The organism is Scleromatobacter humisilvae (assembly GCF_023231945.1).
In the GTDB taxonomy this organism is placed as follows: domain Bacteria; phylum Pseudomonadota; class Gammaproteobacteria; order Burkholderiales; family Burkholderiaceae_C; genus Scleromatobacter; species Scleromatobacter humisilvae.
In genome coordinates, this window is sequence record NZ_JAJLJH010000002.1 from 425,421 (window position 1) to 442,319 (window position 16,899).

The 16,899-nt window shown below is 71.3% G+C and carries 19 protein-coding genes; 6 read left to right on the top strand and 13 right to left on the bottom strand.

Annotation, left to right across the window (positions count from 1 at the left end):
• Nucleotides 1-274 precede the first annotated feature (274 nt).
• Nucleotides 275-844, top strand: coding sequence for a GNAT family N-acetyltransferase (locus LPC04_RS11280; protein ID WP_275682318.1), 570 nt, complete (start codon nucleotides 275-277; stop codon nucleotides 842-844).
• 52 nt (nucleotides 845-896) lie between these two features.
• On the opposite strand, the gene LPC04_RS11285 is transcribed toward LPC04_RS11280, so the two are convergent.
• From LPC04_RS11285 to LPC04_RS11300, 4 genes are all read right to left on the bottom strand, one after another.
• Nucleotides 897-1,547 (bottom strand): ankyrin repeat domain-containing protein, encoded by a 651-nt coding sequence (locus LPC04_RS11285; RefSeq protein WP_275682319.1) that lies wholly within the window; start codon nucleotides 1,545-1,547, stop codon nucleotides 897-899.
• Nucleotides 1,548-1,592: 45 nt separating this feature from the next.
• Nucleotides 1,593-2,405, bottom strand: a complete 813-nt coding sequence (locus LPC04_RS11290) for a TatD family hydrolase (protein ID WP_275682320.1) — start codon at nucleotides 2,403-2,405, stop codon at nucleotides 1,593-1,595.
• Between the two features lie 61 nt (nucleotides 2,406-2,466).
• On the bottom strand, nucleotides 2,467-2,829 hold the full coding sequence (locus LPC04_RS11295) for a PilZ domain-containing protein (protein WP_275682321.1): 363 nt from the start codon (nucleotides 2,827-2,829) through the stop codon (nucleotides 2,467-2,469).
• 105 nt (nucleotides 2,830-2,934) lie between these two features.
• Nucleotides 2,935-3,867 carry a GGDEF domain-containing protein gene (locus LPC04_RS11300; protein ID WP_275682322.1) on the bottom strand — a complete coding sequence of 311 codons (933 nt, stop codon included), beginning with the start codon at nucleotides 3,865-3,867 and terminating at the stop codon, nucleotides 2,935-2,937.
• Between the two features lie 134 nt (nucleotides 3,868-4,001).
• On the opposite strand from LPC04_RS11300, the gene LPC04_RS11305 reads away from it, so the two are divergent.
• Nucleotides 4,002-4,910: a dienelactone hydrolase family protein gene (locus tag LPC04_RS11305; RefSeq protein WP_275682323.1), complete on the top strand. Its 909-nt coding sequence runs from the start codon at nucleotides 4,002-4,004 to the stop codon at nucleotides 4,908-4,910.
• Between the two features lie 49 nt (nucleotides 4,911-4,959).
• Here LPC04_RS11305 and LPC04_RS11310 read toward each other — a convergent pair whose 3' ends face one another.
• The gene (locus tag LPC04_RS11310; RefSeq protein WP_275682324.1) at nucleotides 4,960-7,047 is read right to left on the bottom strand and encodes an ATP-dependent helicase; all 2,088 of its coding nucleotides are present in this window, start codon (nucleotides 7,045-7,047) and stop codon (nucleotides 4,960-4,962) included.
• Nucleotides 7,048-7,209: 162 nt separating this feature from the next.
• Between LPC04_RS11310 and LPC04_RS11315 the strand changes: the two genes are divergently transcribed.
• A complete protein-coding gene (locus LPC04_RS11315) occupies nucleotides 7,210-8,067 on the top strand; it encodes a fatty acid desaturase (RefSeq protein ID WP_275682325.1) in 858 nt (285 codons plus the stop codon).
• Here LPC04_RS11315 and LPC04_RS11320 read toward each other — a convergent pair.
• The 5 genes from LPC04_RS11320 to LPC04_RS11340 all read right to left on the bottom strand — a co-directional run bounded on the left by LPC04_RS11320 (nucleotide 8,064) and on the right by LPC04_RS11340 (nucleotide 12,417).
• A complete protein-coding gene (locus LPC04_RS11320) occupies nucleotides 8,064-9,212 on the bottom strand; it encodes a sterol desaturase family protein (protein WP_275682326.1) in 1,149 nt (382 codons plus the stop codon). The two genes, LPC04_RS11315 and LPC04_RS11320, sit on opposite strands and share 4 nt — an antisense overlap.
• 85 nt (nucleotides 9,213-9,297) lie before the next feature.
• Nucleotides 9,298-9,759, bottom strand: coding sequence for a GNAT family N-acetyltransferase (locus LPC04_RS11325; protein ID WP_275682327.1), 462 nt, complete (start codon nucleotides 9,757-9,759; stop codon nucleotides 9,298-9,300).
• Nucleotides 9,756-11,048, bottom strand: coding sequence for a lytic murein transglycosylase (locus tag LPC04_RS11330; RefSeq protein WP_275682328.1), 1,293 nt, complete (start codon nucleotides 11,046-11,048; stop codon nucleotides 9,756-9,758). The genes LPC04_RS11325 and LPC04_RS11330 overlap by 4 nt, the downstream gene beginning before the upstream one ends.
• A gap of 16 nt (nucleotides 11,049-11,064) precedes the next feature.
• Complete coding sequence (locus LPC04_RS11335) at nucleotides 11,065-11,928, bottom strand: cupin domain-containing protein (RefSeq protein WP_275682329.1); 864 nt, start codon at nucleotides 11,926-11,928, stop codon at nucleotides 11,065-11,067.
• Nucleotides 11,929-11,973: 45 nt separating this feature from the next.
• Entirely contained in the window at nucleotides 11,974-12,417 is a 444-nt protein-coding gene (locus tag LPC04_RS11340) for a hypothetical protein (protein WP_275682330.1), read from the bottom strand.
• A 251-nt stretch (nucleotides 12,418-12,668) separates the two neighbouring features.
• Here LPC04_RS11340 and LPC04_RS11345 point away from each other — a divergent pair, with 251 nt between their 5' ends.
• Nucleotides 12,669-12,947, top strand: coding sequence for an acylphosphatase (locus tag LPC04_RS11345; RefSeq protein WP_275682331.1), 279 nt, complete (start codon nucleotides 12,669-12,671; stop codon nucleotides 12,945-12,947).
• Complete coding sequence (locus LPC04_RS11350; RefSeq protein WP_275682332.1) at nucleotides 12,944-13,174, top strand: ATP-binding protein; 231 nt, start codon at nucleotides 12,944-12,946, stop codon at nucleotides 13,172-13,174. The genes LPC04_RS11345 and LPC04_RS11350 overlap by 4 nt, the downstream gene beginning before the upstream one ends.
• A 3-nt stretch (nucleotides 13,175-13,177) precedes the next feature.
• Here the strand turns inward: LPC04_RS11350 and LPC04_RS11355 are convergent, their stop codons facing one another.
• Genes LPC04_RS11355 through mltG form a run of 3 tightly spaced genes read right to left on the bottom strand, consistent with a single transcriptional unit; the run spans nucleotide 13,178 to nucleotide 15,871 of the window.
• A complete protein-coding gene (locus tag LPC04_RS11355) occupies nucleotides 13,178-14,209 on the bottom strand; it encodes a DNA polymerase III subunit delta' (protein WP_275682333.1) in 1,032 nt (343 codons plus the stop codon).
• Nucleotides 14,193-14,876, bottom strand: coding sequence for a dTMP kinase (tmk, locus tag LPC04_RS11360; RefSeq protein ID WP_275682662.1), 684 nt, complete (start codon nucleotides 14,874-14,876; stop codon nucleotides 14,193-14,195). The genes LPC04_RS11355 and tmk overlap by 17 nt, the downstream gene beginning before the upstream one ends.
• 2 nt (nucleotides 14,877-14,878) lie before the next feature.
• A complete protein-coding gene (gene mltG / locus LPC04_RS11365; RefSeq protein WP_275682334.1) occupies nucleotides 14,879-15,871 on the bottom strand; it encodes an endolytic transglycosylase MltG in 993 nt (330 codons plus the stop codon).
• 69 nt (nucleotides 15,872-15,940) lie between these two features.
• On the opposite strand from mltG, the gene ygfZ reads away from it, so the two are divergent.
• Nucleotides 15,941-16,897, top strand: a complete 957-nt coding sequence (ygfZ, locus tag LPC04_RS11370; RefSeq protein ID WP_275682335.1) for a CAF17-like 4Fe-4S cluster assembly/insertion protein YgfZ — start codon at nucleotides 15,941-15,943, stop codon at nucleotides 16,895-16,897.
• Nucleotides 16,898-16,899: the final 2 nt, after the last annotated feature.

Genomic DNA, 16,899 nt, shown 5'->3' on the forward strand with positions numbered 1-16,899 from the left:
CTGTAGTCGGGCCCGCGCCAGACCGCGTGTCGGCGTACTTCCTACAAGAGCGTCCGCAGTCGAGGGGCGAATCTCGTGCTTTTCGGACCTTCGCGCCTCGTGCGAGGCGTCAGGAGTTCTTGATGCCCGGTTCGCTATATTCCGGGGCAGACCCATGAGCACCCAGGAGTCTTTTCATGACCATGCGCCTCGCTCGCGCCCCGTTCCCCCTCGCCGCCCTGCTCGCCGCCGGGCCGTCGGCCCGCGCGTTCGCGCGCGTGACGCGGCGCGCGCGATGAGCACGCTCGAGACCGCGCGCCTGCGCCTGGAGCCCCTCCGCGACGAGCATCTCGACGGCCTGCATGCGCTGAACTCCGATCCGGAGGTCATGCGCTACATCTCCGGCGAGCCCGAGACGCGCGAGCAGACGCTCGCCGTCATCGCGCGCGTCAAGGCGCGCTGGCTCGAGGTCGGCTACTCGTGGTGGGCGTTCGTCGAACGCGACTCCGGTGAAATCGTCGGCGCCGGCTGCCTGCAGAACCTGCGGCGCGAGGCGACGCCGCTGCCCGACCCGGCCTGCCCGCTGGAGATCGGCTGGCGGCTGCGGCGCGACGCCCAAGGCCGCGGCTATGCCAGCGAGGCCGCCGTCGCCATCTGCGACTTCGCGTTCGACGCGCGGCACGCCGACGAACTGCTGGCGGTCTGCCATCCGGACAACGTCGCCTCGGCCAAGGTCATGCAGCGCATCGGCATGCAGCCACAAGGGCTCCAGCATTGGTACGGCAAGGAGGTGACGACCTACCGAATCGACGCGGCGACCTGGCACGCCAACGCCGCCACCCGGTCCGCAAGGCCCGCGCGCTGAGCGCGTGGGGCCGGCAGGCCCGGCAGCAGCACGCTGGCCAGGACGACGATGGCTACTTCGCGACGGCGCCCGGCTTCAGGCGCGCCGCGAGTCGATCGCGCCCCGCGCTGGCCGCGAACGCCGACGCGTCCATGCCGAGGTCGTTCTTCGCCGTGCGATCCGCGCCCGCCGCGAGCAGCGCGTCGACGGCCTCCTCGTTGCCATAGCGCGCGGCCATCATCAGCGGCGTGGAACCGTTGGGCGAGCGCGCCTCGATCGGCGCGCCTTTGGACAGCAGCAGCCTGACGATCGCCGCGCTGCCGCCGGTGGCCGCGTAGTGCAGCGGCGACCAGCCGTCCTTGCGCACCGCCGCGCCGTGCGCGACGAGCGCGGTGGCCGAGTCGACCTCGGCCTTCAGCGCGGCCATCATCAGCGGGGTCTCGCCGGCCTGGTTGCGGATGTCGATCTGGATGCCCTTGGCGTCCATCAGCACGCGGGCGACCTTGGGCGACTCCATCTGCAGCGCGAGGATCAACGCGGGCTTGCCGTGTTCGTCGAGCGCGTTCGGATCGAAGCCCTTCGCCAGCGCGCGCGAGACGCCGTCGGCGTTGTCGGTGTTGACGGCACGGAAGAAGCTGACGCTGTCGTCATCAGCCGCGAGGGCGCTGCAGGCGCACAGCGTGGCGGCGAGGACGACGCCCAGGGCGCGGAAACGGGTTGGCATGGCGTGAAGTCTCGGGTGAGTGGCGCGGCGTGGCCGGGGATGGGCTCAGACTGGCTCGGGGACTGTCACACGGAAAAGTTGCTCGAAGTTTGCGCGGGTGGCGTCGGCGACCTCGGCGCTGGAAATGCCTTTCAGTTCGGCGATCAGGTGCGCGACGTGCGGCACCCAGGCCGGCGTGTTGACCTTGCCGCGGTGCGGCACGGGCGCCAGGTAGGGGCTGTCGGTCTCGATCAGGCAGCGATCGAGGGGCACGAAGCGCGCGACCTCGCGCAGTTCGGCCGCCGTCTTGAAGGTGAGGATGCCGGAAAACGAGATGTGGAAGCCGAGATCCAGCGCCGCGCGCGCGACGTCCATCGATTCGGTGAAGCAGTGGAACACGCCGCGCGGCGCCGGGCCGGCGCCCTCGCCCGGGTTCGCGCCTTCTTCGCGCAGCACGGCCAGCGTGTCTGCGCTCGCCTGGCGGGTGTGGATGATCAGCGGCAGGTCGAGCCGGCGGCCGGCGCGGATGTGCACGCGAAAGCGCTCGCGCTGCCATTCCATGTCGGCGATCGTGCGGCCTTCGAGGCGGAAGTAGTCGAGCCCGGTCTCGCCGATCGCGATCACGCGCGGGCGCGCGGCGCGTTCGCACAGCCACGCGACGTCGGGCTCCTGCATCGCCTCGGTGTCGGGATGCACGCCGACGCTGGCCCAGAGGTTGTCGTGCGCCGCGGCCAGCGCGTGCACGGACTCGAACTCCTCCATGCTGGTGCAGATGCACAGCGCGCCGCCGACGTCGGCGGCACGCATGTCGGCGAGGATCGCATCCAGGCGCGAGTTCAGCTCGGGGAACGCGAGGTGGCAGTGGGAGTCGACGTACATGGTCACAGGGGGCCGCGCGCGCACGCGCGTGACGCGCCCGCGCGGGCGGCCGGGGGAAACGTCAGATCGTCTGCGTGGGCTTGGACGACGAGATCGAGGTGCCCAGCACCTCCTCGATGCGCAGCTTCAGCAGGCGCGTCTTCTCGTCGACCGGGAAGCGGACGCCGACGCCCTGCGTGCGGCCGCCCGGGGCATTGGCCGGCGTCAGCCAGCCCACCTTGCCGGCCACCGGGTAGCGCTGTGGGTCGCCCGGCAGCGTCAGCAGCAGGTAGATGTCGTCGCCCAGCTGGTAGTCGCGCGTGGTGGGCACGAACAGGCCGCCCTCGGCGAAGATGGGCATGTAGGCCGCGTAGAGCGCGCCCTTTTCCCGGAAGACGAGCTGGATGACGCTCGGCCGCGCCGTGGCCGGCGGCGGCGAGGGCATCACTGAATTCGGTTCATCTGGCATCGTGGCCCTAGTGTAGCGAGCTTGGGCAGGGATTTCCCGCCGCGCAACGGCCGGTTATCGCCGCTTTTTCCGCCGGCGGGCTCAGGCCGCCCCGGATTCGCTGCGGTCGCGCCCGCCCTGCTTGGCGAGGTACATGCGCCGGTCGACCGCCTCGATGAACTGCGTCAGCGTGTCCGAGGCGGCCGGGATGATCGTGCCCACGCCCTGGCTGACCGTCAGCAACTGGCTCACCGGCGACGCCCCATGCGGGATCTGCGCCTTGAACAGCGCCTGGCGCACGCGCTCGCTGACGCTGCGCGCCGCGGCCTCGTCGGTGGCCGGCAGCACCAGCACGAACTCCTCGCCGCCGTAGCGCGCCAGCAGGTCGCGCGGCCGGTGGGCGACGGCGGCCAGCGCCGCGCCCACGCGCTTGAGGCAATCGTCGCCCTGGACGTGGCCGTGCTGGTCGTTGTATTGCTTGAAGAAGTCGATGTCGATCAGGATCAGCGACAGCGGCTGGGTGTGGCGGCGCGCCAGGTCCCATTCCTCCTCGAGCACCGCATCGAACTTGCGGCGATTGGCCACGCCGGTGAGGCCGTCGCGGAAGGAGAAATCCTCCAGCTGCTTCTGCATCTCCAGCAGCTTGTGCTCGGTCTTCTTGCGTTCGCTGATGTCGAACATGAAGCCGATCAGCGCCTGCGGACTGCCGTCCTCGTTGCGCACCACGTGCACCACGTCACGGATCCACACGTACTCGCCGTTGGCGTGCAGCGCGCGGTAGTCGGCCTCGTGGTCCGCGCCGGACTGCGACTGCGAGATGCAGAAGTCCACCACCCAGGCGCGATCGTCCGGATGCATGCGCTCGGCCCAGTCGTTCACCGTGGCCCAGCTGTCGGGCTTCCAGCCCAGCAGGTGCTCGATCTGCGGGCCGATGTAGGCGAAGGTCGCGCTGGTCCAGTCGATCTTCCACGGGATGGCCCGCGTGGATTCCAGCAGCGTGCGGTAGACGGTGGGGTCGAACTCGGGAGTCGTCATGGCGTCGCGCGAAGCGGTTCAAGGGGTATTCCACGAGCATAACTGGCCCTTGTGAAGGCCTGGTTTTCGCGAGCACGGGATATCCTCGTGCACCTTCCGGCAGCCCCGCCGACGCATCACGAGGAGCCCCTTCAATGAGCGCGAAGCACGACCAAGAGCAGGACATCTCCACCATCGACGCCGGCGACCTGCGCCGGCGCGACTTCGTCGCCCTGTCGGTGGCCACCGGCGTCGCGGCGACGTCGCTGCCCGCCGCCGCGATCCCCGCCGGGCCGCCGGTGGTGGAGAAGGACGTCACGATCAACACGCCCGACGGCAGCTGCAACGCGGCGTACTTCCACCCGGCCGAGGGCAAGCACCCGGCCGTCATCATCTGGCCGGACGCGTTCGGCCTGCGCCCCTCGATGCGCGACATGGGCCGCCGCCTGGCCGCCGACGGCTACGCGGTGCTGGTGCCCAACCCGTTCTACCGCATCGGCAAGGGGCCGTTCTACGAGACGGCCGCGCAGGTCGACTTCAAGGACAAGGCCACCTTCGCCAAGATCGGCCCGCTGATGGGCTCGATCGGCGCGCCGGGCGCGGCCGAGAAGGACGCGGTGGAATTCGTCAAGTTCCTCGACGCCCAGCCCGAGGTGGACAAGGCCCGCAAGATCGGCACGCAGGGCTACTGCATGGGCGGCGCGCTGGTGTTCCGCACCGCGGCGACGGTGCCGGAGCGCGTCGGCGCGGGCGCCTCGTTCCACGGCGGCGGCCTCGTCACCGACAAGCCCGACTCGCCCTACCTGCTTGCGCCGAAGATCAAGGCCAAGATGCTGGTCGCGATCGCCGGCAGCGACGACGCCAAGCAGCCCGACGCCAAGGACAAGCTGCGCAAGGCCTTCGACGACGCCCACGTGCCCGCCCGCGTGGAAGTCTTCGCCGAGAAGCACGGCTGGTGCGTGCCCGACATGCCGCAGGACGACGGCCAGCCGATCTACAACCAGGCCGACGCGGAGCGCGCGTGGACCGAGTTGCTGGCGCTGTACAAGACGGCGCTGGGCTGAGCCGTCTTCCGGCAGCAGGCCTGCGCGCCGAGTTCGACACTCACGAGCCTCAGCGGGTCCAGCGGTCTCGTACGCGGGACGCGAGGTCGATCTTGACGTCCGGCACCGCCGACGGCCCCGGCGCGCCCTCGGCGCCCGGCGGCCGCTGCGCCGAGACGCGCTCGAAGCAGGCCACCGCCTTGTCGGTGATGAAGCGCGACAGCGAGGCGTACACGTGCCGGTCGCCGTGGCGCGCCTGCTCGGAGACGAAGAAGCGCTGCGGCGCGATCAGCTCCAGGTGCTGCTTGGCGCGCGTCATGCCCACGTAGAGCAGCCGGCGCTCCTCGGCGATCTGCCTGGCGTCGCCGGTGCTCATCTCGGACGGGATGCAGCCGTCGACGACGTTGAGGATCTGCACCGCGCCCCACTCCTGGCCCTTGGCCGAATGGATCGTCGACAGGATCATGTAGTCCTCGTCGAGATGCGGCGGGCCGGCCTCGTCGCTGGACGCGGCCGGCGGGTCGAGCGTCAGCTCCGTCAGGAAGCGTTCGCGCGCGGCGTAGCCCGACGCGATCTGCGTCAGCTGCGCGAGGTCGGCCTGGCGCGCAGGCGCATCCTCGTGCAGGCGCTGCAGCAGCGGCAGGTACCAGGCGTTGACGGCGTCGAGATCGGCCGGCCACGCGGGCGTCTCGCGCAGGCGCGACCAGAGCGCCGCGAACGCGGCCCAGTCCTCGCGCGCGGCCGCGGGCATCGCGTGTTCGGGCAGCACGCCGCCCGGCGTGGCCGACGCGTCCATCGCATCGAGCAGCTTGCGCGCGTTGGCCGGCCCGACCCCGGGCACCAGCTGCGCGACGCGAAAGCCCGCGATCCGGCTGCGCGGGTTCTCGGCCCAGCGCAGCACGGCCAGCACGTCCTTCACGTGGCTGGACTCGAGGAACTTCAGGCCGCCGAACTTGACGAACGGGATGCGCCGCCGCGTCAGCTCGAGCTCCACGGCCGCCGAGTGGTGCGCGGTTCGAAACAGCACCGCCTGCTGCTTCAGCCGGATGCCCTCCTCGCGCCACGCCAGCACACGGTCGGCCACCTGGCGCGCCTGCGCCATCTCGTCGGGCACGGTCACGATGCGCGGGCGCGCCGACGACGGCCGATCGCACCACAGCGTCTTCGCGTAGCGCTCCGGCGCCTCGGCGATGACGGCGTTGGACGCCTCGAGGATGGGTTGCGTCGAGCGGTAGTTGCGCTCCAGCGCGACGACGCGCGCGGCCTGCGGGAACTGCTGCGGGAAGTCGAGGATGTTGCGCACCTCGGCGGCGCGGAACGCGTAGATCGACTGCGCGTCGTCGCCCACCACGGTCAATCCGCGGCCGTCGGGCCGCAGCCCGCGCAGGATGGCGGCCTGCAGGCGGTTGGTGTCCTGGTACTCGTCGACCAGCACGTGGTCGAAGCGCGCCGCCACGTGGGCGGACAGCTCCGGCGCCTCCATCAGCGCCGACCAGTAGAGCAGCAGGTCGTCGAAGTCGAGGCTGTGCTGCTGCGCCTTGGCCGCCGCATACGCCGCGAACAGCTGCCCGAGCTCGGCCTCCCAGCCCAGGCACCACGGGAAGGCCTCGCGCAGCACGCCGTCCACCGTGCCCTGGCTGTTGACGACGCGCGAGTAGATGGCCAGGCACGTCGCCTTCTGCGGAAAGCGCAGCTTGGTCGCGGCCAGGCCCTGCGACTGGCGCACCAGCGCCATCAGGTCCTCGGCGTCGGCGCGGTCGAGCACGGTGAAGTCGGCGGGCAGGCCGATCGCCTCGGCATAGTCGCGCAGCAGGCGCGCGCCGATCGCGTGGAAGGTGCCGGCCCAGGGCAGCGACGGCGGGCGCGTGGTCGACGGCAGCCGCAGCGCCTGGTGCACGATGCGGCCGGCGCGATGCACCATCTCGCCGGCGGCGCGGCGCGAGAACGTCAGCAGCAGCAGCCGGTGCGGATCGGCGCCGCGCTGGATCAGGTGCGCCACGCGCGCGGCCAGGGTCATCGTCTTGCCGCTGCCGGCGCCGGCGATGACCAGCAGCGCGCGCGCGTCGCCGTCGCTGCCGTGGACGACGGCCTCGCGCTGCCCCTCGTTCAGGCTCTCGAACGGGTCGGCGACGAGGGGCGGCGAGACGACGGCGGACATGCGCAACTGTACATCCATACAGAAATCCGCTGCCCAGGTGCCGCGCCGCAGGACCGCCGGCAGCGCCTCCCGGCCGCTCGCCGACACCCGGGATGACGAGGCTCGCCGCCGCTTTTGCCCACCCTAGAATCGTTCGATCGAAGTCTCCTGGGAGGGAACGCCATGAGGATCTACAACGTCGCCGGCTGGGCGCTCATCGGGGTCTACGCGCTGGCCTGCATGGCCGGCGCGCCGCCGGCCATCGGGCCGTGGGGCGGACTGGCGATCGCCGCGGCGTATTTCGTCGTCTGCTGGTTCGTCGGCGGCGTGTACCTGTCCTGCGTCATCCACATGGGCGTCGCGCACCGGGCGCTCGACTACCAGGAGTGGTTCATCAAGACGATCACGGTCGTCAACAACCTGCTGTTCGTCTACATCGACCCGGTCACCTGGGTGAACCGCCACCGCCTGCACCACACCTTCGCCGACCGCGAGGGCGACCCGAACAAGCTGGCGTCCGACGGCTTCTGGCGCACGCTCTGGCTGTGCCTGTTTCCGTACGAGACCAGGCTCAACGTCGCCAACGACGCCATCCTCAGGACGTGGCCGTTCCGCCTCGTCTCGAACTGGGCCTTCGCCATCGCGGCGACGGTCTTCAACATCTGGCTGCTGTCGGTGCTGGTGCGCGACCTGCGCTTCGCCCTGGTCATGTGGATCACGTTCCGCGTCTTCACGCTGTGGATCAACATGGTGCAGAACTACTGGACGCACGACCGGCGCTACGGCTACCGCCGCCACGACGACGAGCGCGACAACGCGATGAACATCGGCGAATGGCTGCCGGTGACGATCACGTTCAGCGCCTGCCTGCAGAACAACCACCACCACTCGCCCGGTCTGCTGCGCCTGAGCCACGACGACGCCGAGTACGACTTCGGCTTCGCGACGGTCAAGGCCATGCGCGCGCTGGGACTGGTCAAGGCGAGCCGCACCGGCGTCGAGATCCCGGAGGAAGTGCCGCTGGCCTCGCTGAACTTCTAGGCGGCCGCCGGCGCCTTCTTCCGGCGCCGCGAGAACGGATAGAAGGCCTGCGCCCAGAAGCCATGCGGCAGCGTCTCGTTGTGCAGGCCGTAGGTGTGCGGCCACGAGCCGTCGCGCGGCAGGTGGTGCGTGCCGAAGAGCTTGTCGATCCACGGGAAGTGGATCGCGAAGTTCTTGTCGATCGCCTCTTCCTGCGACGTGTGGTGCCAGTGGTGGTAGCGCGGCAGGATGACGAACGGCTCCAGCCAGCGCCAGGTCGGGCCGAAGTTGCAGTGCGTCCAGGTGGCGTGGATCGTCACGAAGAACAGGTAGGCCACGATGATGTCGTGCCGGAAGACGAACATCATCGGGATCAGCATGAAGCCGCGCACGACCACGTCGTCGACCAGGTGCGAGCGCGAGCCGGCGATCCAGTCGAGCGACTTCGACGAATGGTGGATCGCGTGGAAGCGCCACAGCCACGGCACCGTGTGGAACAGGCGGTGGATCGCGTACTCGCAGAGGTCGGCCACGAGGATCGCGAGGAAGACCTGCACGAGCCACGGCAGGCTGCCCGTCGCCGCCAGCAGCGCCGGCACGCCGAGGATCCTGGACAGCTCGGTCGCCGGCAGCAGGATCAGGAAGGACGTGACCTGGATCGGCAGGTGCGTGGACAGGAAGTAGACGATGTCCAGCAGCCACTCGTCGCGGAACACGCTCTGCTTCTCGTAGGCCGGCCACAGCACCTCGATCGGCGAGAAGATCAGCGTCATCAGCAGCATGTCGAGCAGGAACCAGTCCAGGCCGATCGCCGGGCCCGCGTGCAGCGTCTCGTTGATCGGCACGCTCGTGCCGCCGAGCAGCGTGGCGACGAGCGCCAGCGACATGCCCGTCAACGCCAGCACCTTCTTGCGGCGCAGCATCGCCGAGATCACGCCGAACAGGATCGCGCCGAGGATGACCGCCTGGATCAGCAGGCGCATCACGTGCATCGGATAGAACGGCCGCAGCTCGGGCGAGGTCAGCAGCTGCGGAAAGTGCAGGCAGACCACCGCGCCCAGCGACAGCACGCCGAGGAAGGCGGACAGCACGCCGCTCCACCAGCCGCTGCCGAAATGGCTCGGATCGTCGTCGCCGAAAATCTCGTTGATCTTGTGCTCGAGCACGCGCTCTCCCTGTGGCGATACGCCTTTGGGCGGAAGTTTAGCGAAGGCCCCGCCCGCGGGCGACCGCCGCGACGTGGCGCGCGCCTCAGCGCCGTGCGATCTTGCGCATGAACGCGAGCCGGATCGTCGGCGCGTGCTGGATCTGCTCGACCACTTCGTAGCCATGGCGCAGGTAGAAGCGCACGTTGCCGACCATGATCATGTTGGTGGTCAGCTCGAAACGCTCGACCTGCGGATGCGCGTCCTCGATGGCGCGCAGCAGCCGCGCGCCCAGGCCACGACCGCGGGCCGCTTCCGCGACCACCAGGACGCGGATCAGGCACGTCCCCCCGGAAACGATGCCGCGGATCGCGCCCAGCAACCGGTCGCCCTCGACGGCCTTGAGCACCGTGGCCGCGCGGATGTGCTCGCGCACGCCGTCGAGCGTCTCCTGCAGCGGCGGGATCGCCCAGTCGTCGCAGGCGCGCGCCTCGGGCTCGAACGCGACGCGCTGCATCGCGAGCAGCGCGGGCGCGTCGTCGAGGTGCGCGGGGACGATCGTGGTCACGGCGCCTGCAGCTTCGTCAAGAGGTCGAGCGTCGGGAAGCCGTCGGCCGGCAGGCCCTGGCTGCGCTGCCACGCGCGCAGGGCCTGGCGCGTCGCCGGACCCATCTGGCCGTCGGACGTGCCGGCGCCGAAGTTGCGGTCGTTGAGCGCCGACTGCAGCGTCCGCACCTGCTCGCGCGACAGCGGCTGCTCGTCGCGCGGCCACGCGCCCTGCACGCCCGGGCCGCCGGCGATGCGTTGCGCCAGCAGGCTCACCGCCAGCGCGTAGCTCGTCGAGTTGTTGTAGCGCAGCAGCGCGCGGAAGTTCGGGCCGACCAGGAAGGCCGGGCCGCGCACGCCCGCGGGCTGGAAGATCGCGCCGTCGGCGATGTCGGGCAACGGCGCGCCGTCCAGCGTCTGCACGCCCTCGGCGGCCCACTGTGCGCTGGCCTGGCGGATGGCGTCGTCCGCGCGTCCGGCGTCGAAGCCGTCGGGCAGCTTCACCTCGGCGCCCCAGGCTTGGCCGGTCTGCCATCCGGAATGGGCGAGGAAGTTGGCCGTGGACGCGGTCACGTCGGCCATGCTGCCCCAGATGTCGCGCTTGCCGTCGCCGTCGGCGTCCACCGCGTACGCGAGGAACGCGGTCGGGATGAACTGCGTCTGCCCCATCGCGCCGGCCCACGAGCCGATCATGTGCGCGCGATCGATGTCGCCGCTCTGCAGGATCTTCAGCGCGGCCATCAGCTGCTGCTTCGCCCACGCCTCGCGCCGGCCCTCGAAGCCCAGCGTGGCCAGCGCGTCGATGGCGGGGATGTCGCCGAAGTTGCCGCCGTAGTCGCTCTCCATGCCCCAGATCGCGACGATGGTGGCCTGCGGCACGCCGTAGCGCGCCTCGGCGGCGGCGAGCTCGGCCTGCGTCTCCGCGAGCTTCTGCTGGCCATGCTGCACGCGGTTGGGCGACACGATCAGGTCGACGTAGTCCCACACGGCGCGCGTGAACTCGGGCTGCGCGCGATCGGACGTCACGGCCCGCGGCACGTAGTGCGCGTCGTCGAACGCGAGGTGCAGCGTGGCGTCGTCGACGCCCGCGGCGCGCGCGGAATCCTCGAAGGCCGCGACCCAGCGCGCGAAGCCCTGCTGCTGCGCCAGCTCGTCCATCGAGACGCCGGCCGCCTTCGCGGCGTCCGCGGTGACGGCCGGCGACTGCGGCGTCGTCGAGGGCGGACTCGCGCAGGCCGTCAGCGCCACGGCGGCGAGCGTGGCGACATGGCGCCAGCGTCGACGAGATTGCGCGAGGAGGAATGCTTGCATGCGGGGATTGTCGCCGTCAGGAAGGATGGCCGTCTGAGTGCGGCCCGGACGCGGAAGTTTCCTCGACATGGCAGATGCCGCGCGACATGCAGCCCGCCAGCGAGCGCACGCGCTGGATCGCGCCGCTGCGGTCGTCGAACTCGGCCACCATCAGGTCGAGCGCGCCGCGCGCCTCGTGCGCCTCGACCGGCAGCCATGGCGTCCCGAGCGCGGCCCACCGGGCGTCGTCCAGCAGCATCTCGCCGGTGAGGAACAGCTGGCGGCCGGCGTCGCCGTCGACGAACGACTCGGCGACCGCGAGTCCCGAGTCGGCGGGGCGGGCCAGGCCGTGCGCCATCGTCTGGTCGAACACCACGAGGTCGCCGTCGGCCAGCGCGACGCGCACGCCCGCGTGCGGCATGACGAACTCGACCTCGCCCACGTCGACCGCGAGGATCCAGAACAGGCTGCGCGACCAGTGGCGCGCGACGTCGTTGTGGAAGCCCGCGCCGCGCGAGGCGAGCCAGTCGACACGCGTGGCGACGGCGCGTTCGCAGGCGGCGGGATCGTCCCCGAGCACGCGCGTGACGCGCAGCGCGCGCGCGACCGCGCCCGCCAGGTCCGGCAGCGCCGAGAGGGTCGCGAGCTCGCCCCAGGTCGCGGCCGCGTAGTCGACCGCGAAGGGTTCGGCGATGTCGACCTTCGCGTAGCCCGCGCGGGCCAGGCGAGACCGCGCGGCCGCGTCGAACACGTCGGTCGCGATCACGTGCACGCGGGCGTAGGGCGCGCGCGCGTCGAAGGCGTGGCACGGCTCGTCGCTGCGCACCGCGAACGCGCGGAACGGCGCCGGCACCGTGCAGGCGTCAGCGGCGAGCGTGCGATGGGAAGGCGACGAGGGCATGCCGCCATTGTCGGGGCAGCCGCCAGCCGCCCCGCGGCGACCGCCCTACTTCAGCTTGAGCTCCTGCAGTTCCATGCCGCCGACGAACTTGCGCATCACCTTGCGCTCCCCGCTCTCCGCGGTGGACTTGTGCGCATCGGTGGCCATGAAGGCCTCGTACTTCTTCTGGATCGCCAGCTGCTGCGCGTTGCTGAGGTAGTCCTTGGATTCCACCGCCAGGATCAGGTCGGGCTCGTTGGCGCGCGCGTTGTTCACCGAGAACACGTGGTACGAGACGATGTAGCCCTCCTTGATGCCGAAATCGCTGCTCTTCTTGTATTCCTTGTCGAGGAAGTCCAGGTAGTTCTCGAACTGCCCGGGCTCGATCTGGACGTAGGTGAAGGTCCAGACGGTGCCCGGCGTGTAGCTGGAGGCCTGCGCGGACGCGGCGACGCCGGATGCGAGCAGCGCGGCACCGATGGACAATTTCAGGGCGTGGACGATCTTCATGGGAAACCCCCTCCGTCACCACGACACGCTGGTGACTGCGTGGGCGCGACATGCGCCGGCAGCAGCGAATCCAGGGCCGCCCCGCGCTGCCGACGGGCCGACGGCGCAGCTTGCGCCTGGCCAGTCCGTTGCGCAACAGCGTGTTTCCCCTCGAAAACAGCGTTAGCGCGAGGCCGCGCGCCCGAAAGCCCGACCGCCGCGACCGGCCCGGCATGCGCTAAGCTCGCACCGGAATGCCAGAGTCACCCGCCATGAATGCGACCGTCTTGCAGCTGAGGATCCGCGGCGTCGTGCAGGGCGTCGGCTATCGCTGGGCCATGGCCCGGGCGGCGCAGCAACTGGGCGTCACCGGCTGGGTGCGCAATCGGCACGACGGCTCCGTGGAGGCGATGGTCGCCGGGCCGCACGACGCGGTGAAACGGCTGGTCGACTGGGCGCGGCACGGACCGCCCGCCGCCGCGGTGGACAGCGTCGACGTGCATCCCGGCGACGGCGTCTTCGACAGCTTCGAGCAACGCCCCAGCGCATGACCGCCCGCCGCCCCGCCCCGCGCCTGCCGGACATCGATCCCGACCGCTGCACCGGTTGCGGCCGCTGCGTGGCCGCCTGCGAACCGCGCGTGCTGAGCCTGGAGACGCGCGCCGACTGGCGCAAGGCCGCCGTGCTTCACGCGGGCGCCGACTGCACGGGCTGCAGCCTGTGCGCGCTGCGCTGCCCCTTCCAGGCGATCACGATGCGGCGGCCCGCAGCCGCCTGAAGTTCAGGCGGCGCGCCCGCGGGGCTTGGTCCACACCGCCTTGGCCTCGGCCAGCAGGCTGTCCGTGATCAACGGCGCGTTGAACGGATGCTCGTCGTGGCGCGCCAGGCGGGCCAGCGACTGCGACCAGTCCGCCAGCTTCGGCCACGCGGCGGGCGGCGGCAGGCTCGTGGCCGGGAAGTAGCGCGGGGCCGCGCCGGCGGCCACGGCCATGGCGTCGTGGCACAGCTTCTGCAGCACCTCGCGCAGCCGCGGCACCGTGGCGCCGGCGGGCGGCTCCCACTTGCCGTCGGCGATGCGCTTCGGCAGCGCGATCCAGGCGGCGGCATCGAAGCCGTCGGCGGCCAGGCGGCGCGCGGCGAGCGGATGGCCGCCGGCCGCGGCCAGCAGCACCGGCGCGTTGACGACGCCCTGCCCTTCGAGCCAGGCCAGCGCCTGCGCGGGCGTCGGACCGGCGAACAGGAGGCGCTGGCAACGGCTGCGCAGCGTCGGCAGCAGGCGCTCGGCGTCCTCGGCCACCAGCAGCAGGCGCACGCCCTGCGGCGGCTCCTCCAGCGTCTTCAGCAGCGCGTTCGAGGCGACAAGATTCATCGCGTCGGCCGGGAACAGCAGCAGCACCTTGGCGCGGCCGCGCGAGGAGCTCTTCTGCGTCCAGGAGATCGCGTCGCGCACCGCCTCGATCCTGATCTCCTTGCTGGGCTTCTTCTTGGCCTTGCCCTCGCCGTCGCCGGCGTCGGCCGCCTCGGCGCCGCCCACGCTCCAGCCCAGCTCGACCTGCGTCAGCTCGGGCAGCAGCGCGCGGAAGTCGGGGTGGCTGTTGCTGGCCAGCAGGTGGCAGGCGGTGCAGCGGCCGCAGGGCGCGTCGGCGCCGTCGGTCTCGCACAGCCAGGTGCGCGCGACGCGCAGCGCCAGCTCGAACACGCCCGCGCCGGGATTGCCCTGCACCAGCAGCGCGTGGCCGCGTTGCTTCGTGGCGATGTCGTGCGCGGGCCCGGCCAGCCAGGGCAGCGCGGCGTCGTCAGGCGCGGCGGTCATCATCGTTCCGGTTCGAGTCCGCTGCGGGGAACCAATCGCGGGACGCCAGCGCGCGGATCGCGTCGGCGCGCACGGCCTCGCGGGTCTGCGCCGAGTCGATGCGCACGAAGCGCGCGGGCGCGGCCTGGGCGCGCTGCGCGTAGCCGTCGCGCACCCGCGCGAAGAAGGCCTCGTCCTCGCGCTCCAGGCGGTCGGCGCTGCGCACGGCGGCGCGGCGGCGCGCGGCCTCGGTCGGATCGAGGTCGAACCAGAGCGTGAGGTCGGGCTGGCGGCCCTGCTGCACCCAGGTCTCGAGCTGCGCCAGCACCGCGAGGTCGAAGCCGCGCCCGGCGCCCTGGTAGGCGAAGGTCGAATCGGTGAAGCGGTCGCACAGCACGACGGCACCGCGCGCCAGCGCGGGTTCGATGACCTCGTGCAGATGATCGCGCCGCGCCGCGAACACGAGCAGCGCCTCGGTCAGCGGATCCATGCTCTCGTGCAGGAACAGCGCGCGCAGCTTCTCCGCCAGCGGCGTGCCGCCCGGCTCGCGCGCCAGCACCACCTCGGCGCCGCGCGCGCGCAGCCACTCGGCCAGCGCCTCGATGTGCGAGGACTTGCCGGCGCCGTCGATGCCTTCGAAGGTGATGAAACGGCCGGCCGCGCCAGCGGCAAGGTGGTCTGCGACCATCGTCATTTGTGCGGCCCGCGGATGTACTGGTTCACCGCGGCATTATGGGCGTTGAGCGTCTCGCTGAAGACACTGGTGCCGTCGCCGCGCGACACGAAATAGAGCGCCTTCGACGCATCGGGCCGCACCGCGGCGCGCAGCGCGTCGCGCCCGGGCAGCGCGATGGGCGTCGGCGGCAGGCCCTGGCGGGTGTACGAGTTGTACGGCGTGTCGGTCTGCAGGTCGGCCTTATGGATGTTGCCGTCGTAGGCCGCGCCCATGCCGTAGATCACCGTCGGGTCGGACTGCAGCGGCATGCCCAGGCGCAGCCGGTTGCTGAACACGGCCGCGACCTTGCCGCGATCCGACGCCGCGCCCGTCTCCTTCTCGATGACCGAGGCCAGCGCCAGCGCCTCGTCGGCGCTCTTCAGCGGCGTGTCGGGCGCGCGCAGCGCCCACGCGGCCTGCAGCTGGCGCTCGAGCGCGTCGTGCGCGCGCTTGAGCACGAGGATGTCCTTGACGCCCTTGCTGTAGACGTAGGTGTCGGGGAAGAAGCGGCCTTCGGCCTTCTCGTCCGGCGAACCGATGGCGGCCATCAGTTGCTCGTCGGTCATGCCGGCCGTCGTCGGCTTCAGGCCGTCGGCGGCGGCGAGCGCGGCGCGCATCTGCTTGACCGTCCAGCCGTCGATGATGTGCACCGACTCCAGTTCCTCGTCGCCGACCACCATCTTGCGCAGCAGCGAGCGCGGCGTCGCGCCCTTGTCGACGAGATAGCTGCCGGCGCGGATGCGCTTGGCCTCGCCCGACCAGCGGAACCACTGGTACATCAGCTCGGGCGGCTCGTCGACGCCCGCGTCGTGCCACAGCCGCACGATCTCGCGCACCGGCGTGCCGGGCTCGATCGAGACCTCGACCTCGTCGTGCGCCAGCCTGAGCGGCTGCTCCAGCCACCAGAAGGCGGCGCCGGCGGCCGCCGCGGCGAGCACGATCAGCAAGAAGAGGAAGCGTTTGAACATGGATCCAGGGTCGCTGGCCGCGAGGCCCTGCTGGCAATGGGAAAGGAAGCTCGCCATGATAATCGGCGCATGAACTCGACCGATCTCGCTCTCAGCACGCCCGTGGCCGTGCGCCTCGCCGACTGGGGCGTCATCCGCGCCAAGGGCGAGGACGCCGCCGCCTTCCTCAACGGCCAGCTGACGCAGGAGACCATCAAGCTGGACATCGGCCAGGCCCGGCTGGCCGGCTACTGCTCGCCCAAGGGCCGCCTGCTCGCCAGCTTCGTGATCTGGCGCACCGCGGCCGACGAGATCCTGCTCGCCTGCAGCGCCGACCTGCTCGCGCCGACGCTCAAGCGCCTGTCCATGTTCGTGCTGCGCGCCAAGTGCAAGCTGACCGACGCGTCCGCCGAGATCGCGCTGTGGGGCGTCGCGCTGCCGGGCCTGCTGCACGACAGCGCCGAACATCCCATTCCAGCGGCGCCCTACGCCACCTCGAATACCGCGGGCGGTACCGCGATCCGCCTGGCCGACGCGGCCGGCGCCACGCGCCTGCTGTGGGCCGCGCCGGCCGACGCGACGCCGCCGTGGGCGACGACGTCGAGTGCCGACGTCTGGAACTGGCTCGAGGTGCAGTCCGGCGTGCCGCGCATCGTCGCCAGCACGGTCGAGGCCTTCGTGCCGCAGATGATCAACCTCGAGCTGGTGGGCGGCGTCAACTTCCAGAAGGGTTGCTATCCGGGCCAGGAGATCGTCGCGCGCAGCCAGTACCGCGGCACGATCAAGCGCCGCATGGTGCTGGCCGAAGGCGCCTCGGCGGCCGCGGCCGGCGCCGAGGTGTTCGCCGCCGCCGAACCCGACCAGCCCGCGGGCCAGGTCGTGCTGTCCGCCAGCCTGCCGCACCCCGAGGGCGGCGCCCGGCACGCGGCGCTCATCGAGGTCAAGCGCGCCCTGGCCGACGCCGGCGAGCTGCACGTGGGCGCGGCCGACGGCCCGGTCGTGCGCCTGCGCGAGCTGCCGTACGAGATCCCCGTCGACGCGGCGTGATA

Coding starts and splice junctions, on each gene's coding strand:
- LPC04_RS11340 (WP_275682330.1), bottom strand. CDS start 12,417: ATGAAGATCGTCCACGCCCTGAAATTGTCCATCGGTGCCGCGCTGCTC.
- LPC04_RS11350 (WP_275682332.1), top strand. CDS start 12,944: ATGACCGCCCGCCGCCCCGCCCCGCGCCTGCCGGACATCGATCCCGAC.
- LPC04_RS11280 (WP_275682318.1), top strand. CDS start 275: ATGAGCACGCTCGAGACCGCGCGCCTGCGCCTGGAGCCCCTCCGCGAC.
- LPC04_RS11300 (WP_275682322.1), bottom strand. CDS start 3,867: ATGACGACTCCCGAGTTCGACCCCACCGTCTACCGCACGCTGCTGGAA.
- ygfZ (WP_275682335.1), top strand. CDS start 15,941: ATGAACTCGACCGATCTCGCTCTCAGCACGCCCGTGGCCGTGCGCCTC.
- LPC04_RS11355 (WP_275682333.1), bottom strand. CDS start 14,209: ATGACCGCCGCGCCTGACGACGCCGCGCTGCCCTGGCTGGCCGGGCCC.
- LPC04_RS11310 (WP_275682324.1), bottom strand. CDS start 7,047: ATGTCCGCCGTCGTCTCGCCGCCCCTCGTCGCCGACCCGTTCGAGAGC.
- LPC04_RS11335 (WP_275682329.1), bottom strand. CDS start 11,928: ATGCCCTCGTCGCCTTCCCATCGCACGCTCGCCGCTGACGCCTGCACG.
- LPC04_RS11290 (WP_275682320.1), bottom strand. CDS start 2,405: ATGTACGTCGACTCCCACTGCCACCTCGCGTTCCCCGAGCTGAACTCG.
- LPC04_RS11295 (WP_275682321.1), bottom strand. CDS start 2,829: ATGCCCTCGCCGCCGCCGGCCACGGCGCGGCCGAGCGTCATCCAGCTC.
- LPC04_RS11315 (WP_275682325.1), top strand. CDS start 7,210: ATGAGGATCTACAACGTCGCCGGCTGGGCGCTCATCGGGGTCTACGCG.
- LPC04_RS11285 (WP_275682319.1), bottom strand. CDS start 1,547: ATGCCAACCCGTTTCCGCGCCCTGGGCGTCGTCCTCGCCGCCACGCTG.
- LPC04_RS11330 (WP_275682328.1), bottom strand. CDS start 11,048: ATGCAAGCATTCCTCCTCGCGCAATCTCGTCGACGCTGGCGCCATGTC.
- LPC04_RS11345 (WP_275682331.1), top strand. CDS start 12,669: ATGAATGCGACCGTCTTGCAGCTGAGGATCCGCGGCGTCGTGCAGGGC.
- LPC04_RS11305 (WP_275682323.1), top strand. CDS start 4,002: ATGAGCGCGAAGCACGACCAAGAGCAGGACATCTCCACCATCGACGCC.
- tmk (WP_275682662.1), bottom strand. CDS start 14,876: ATGGTCGCAGACCACCTTGCCGCTGGCGCGGCCGGCCGTTTCATCACC.
- mltG (WP_275682334.1), bottom strand. CDS start 15,871: ATGTTCAAACGCTTCCTCTTCTTGCTGATCGTGCTCGCCGCGGCGGCC.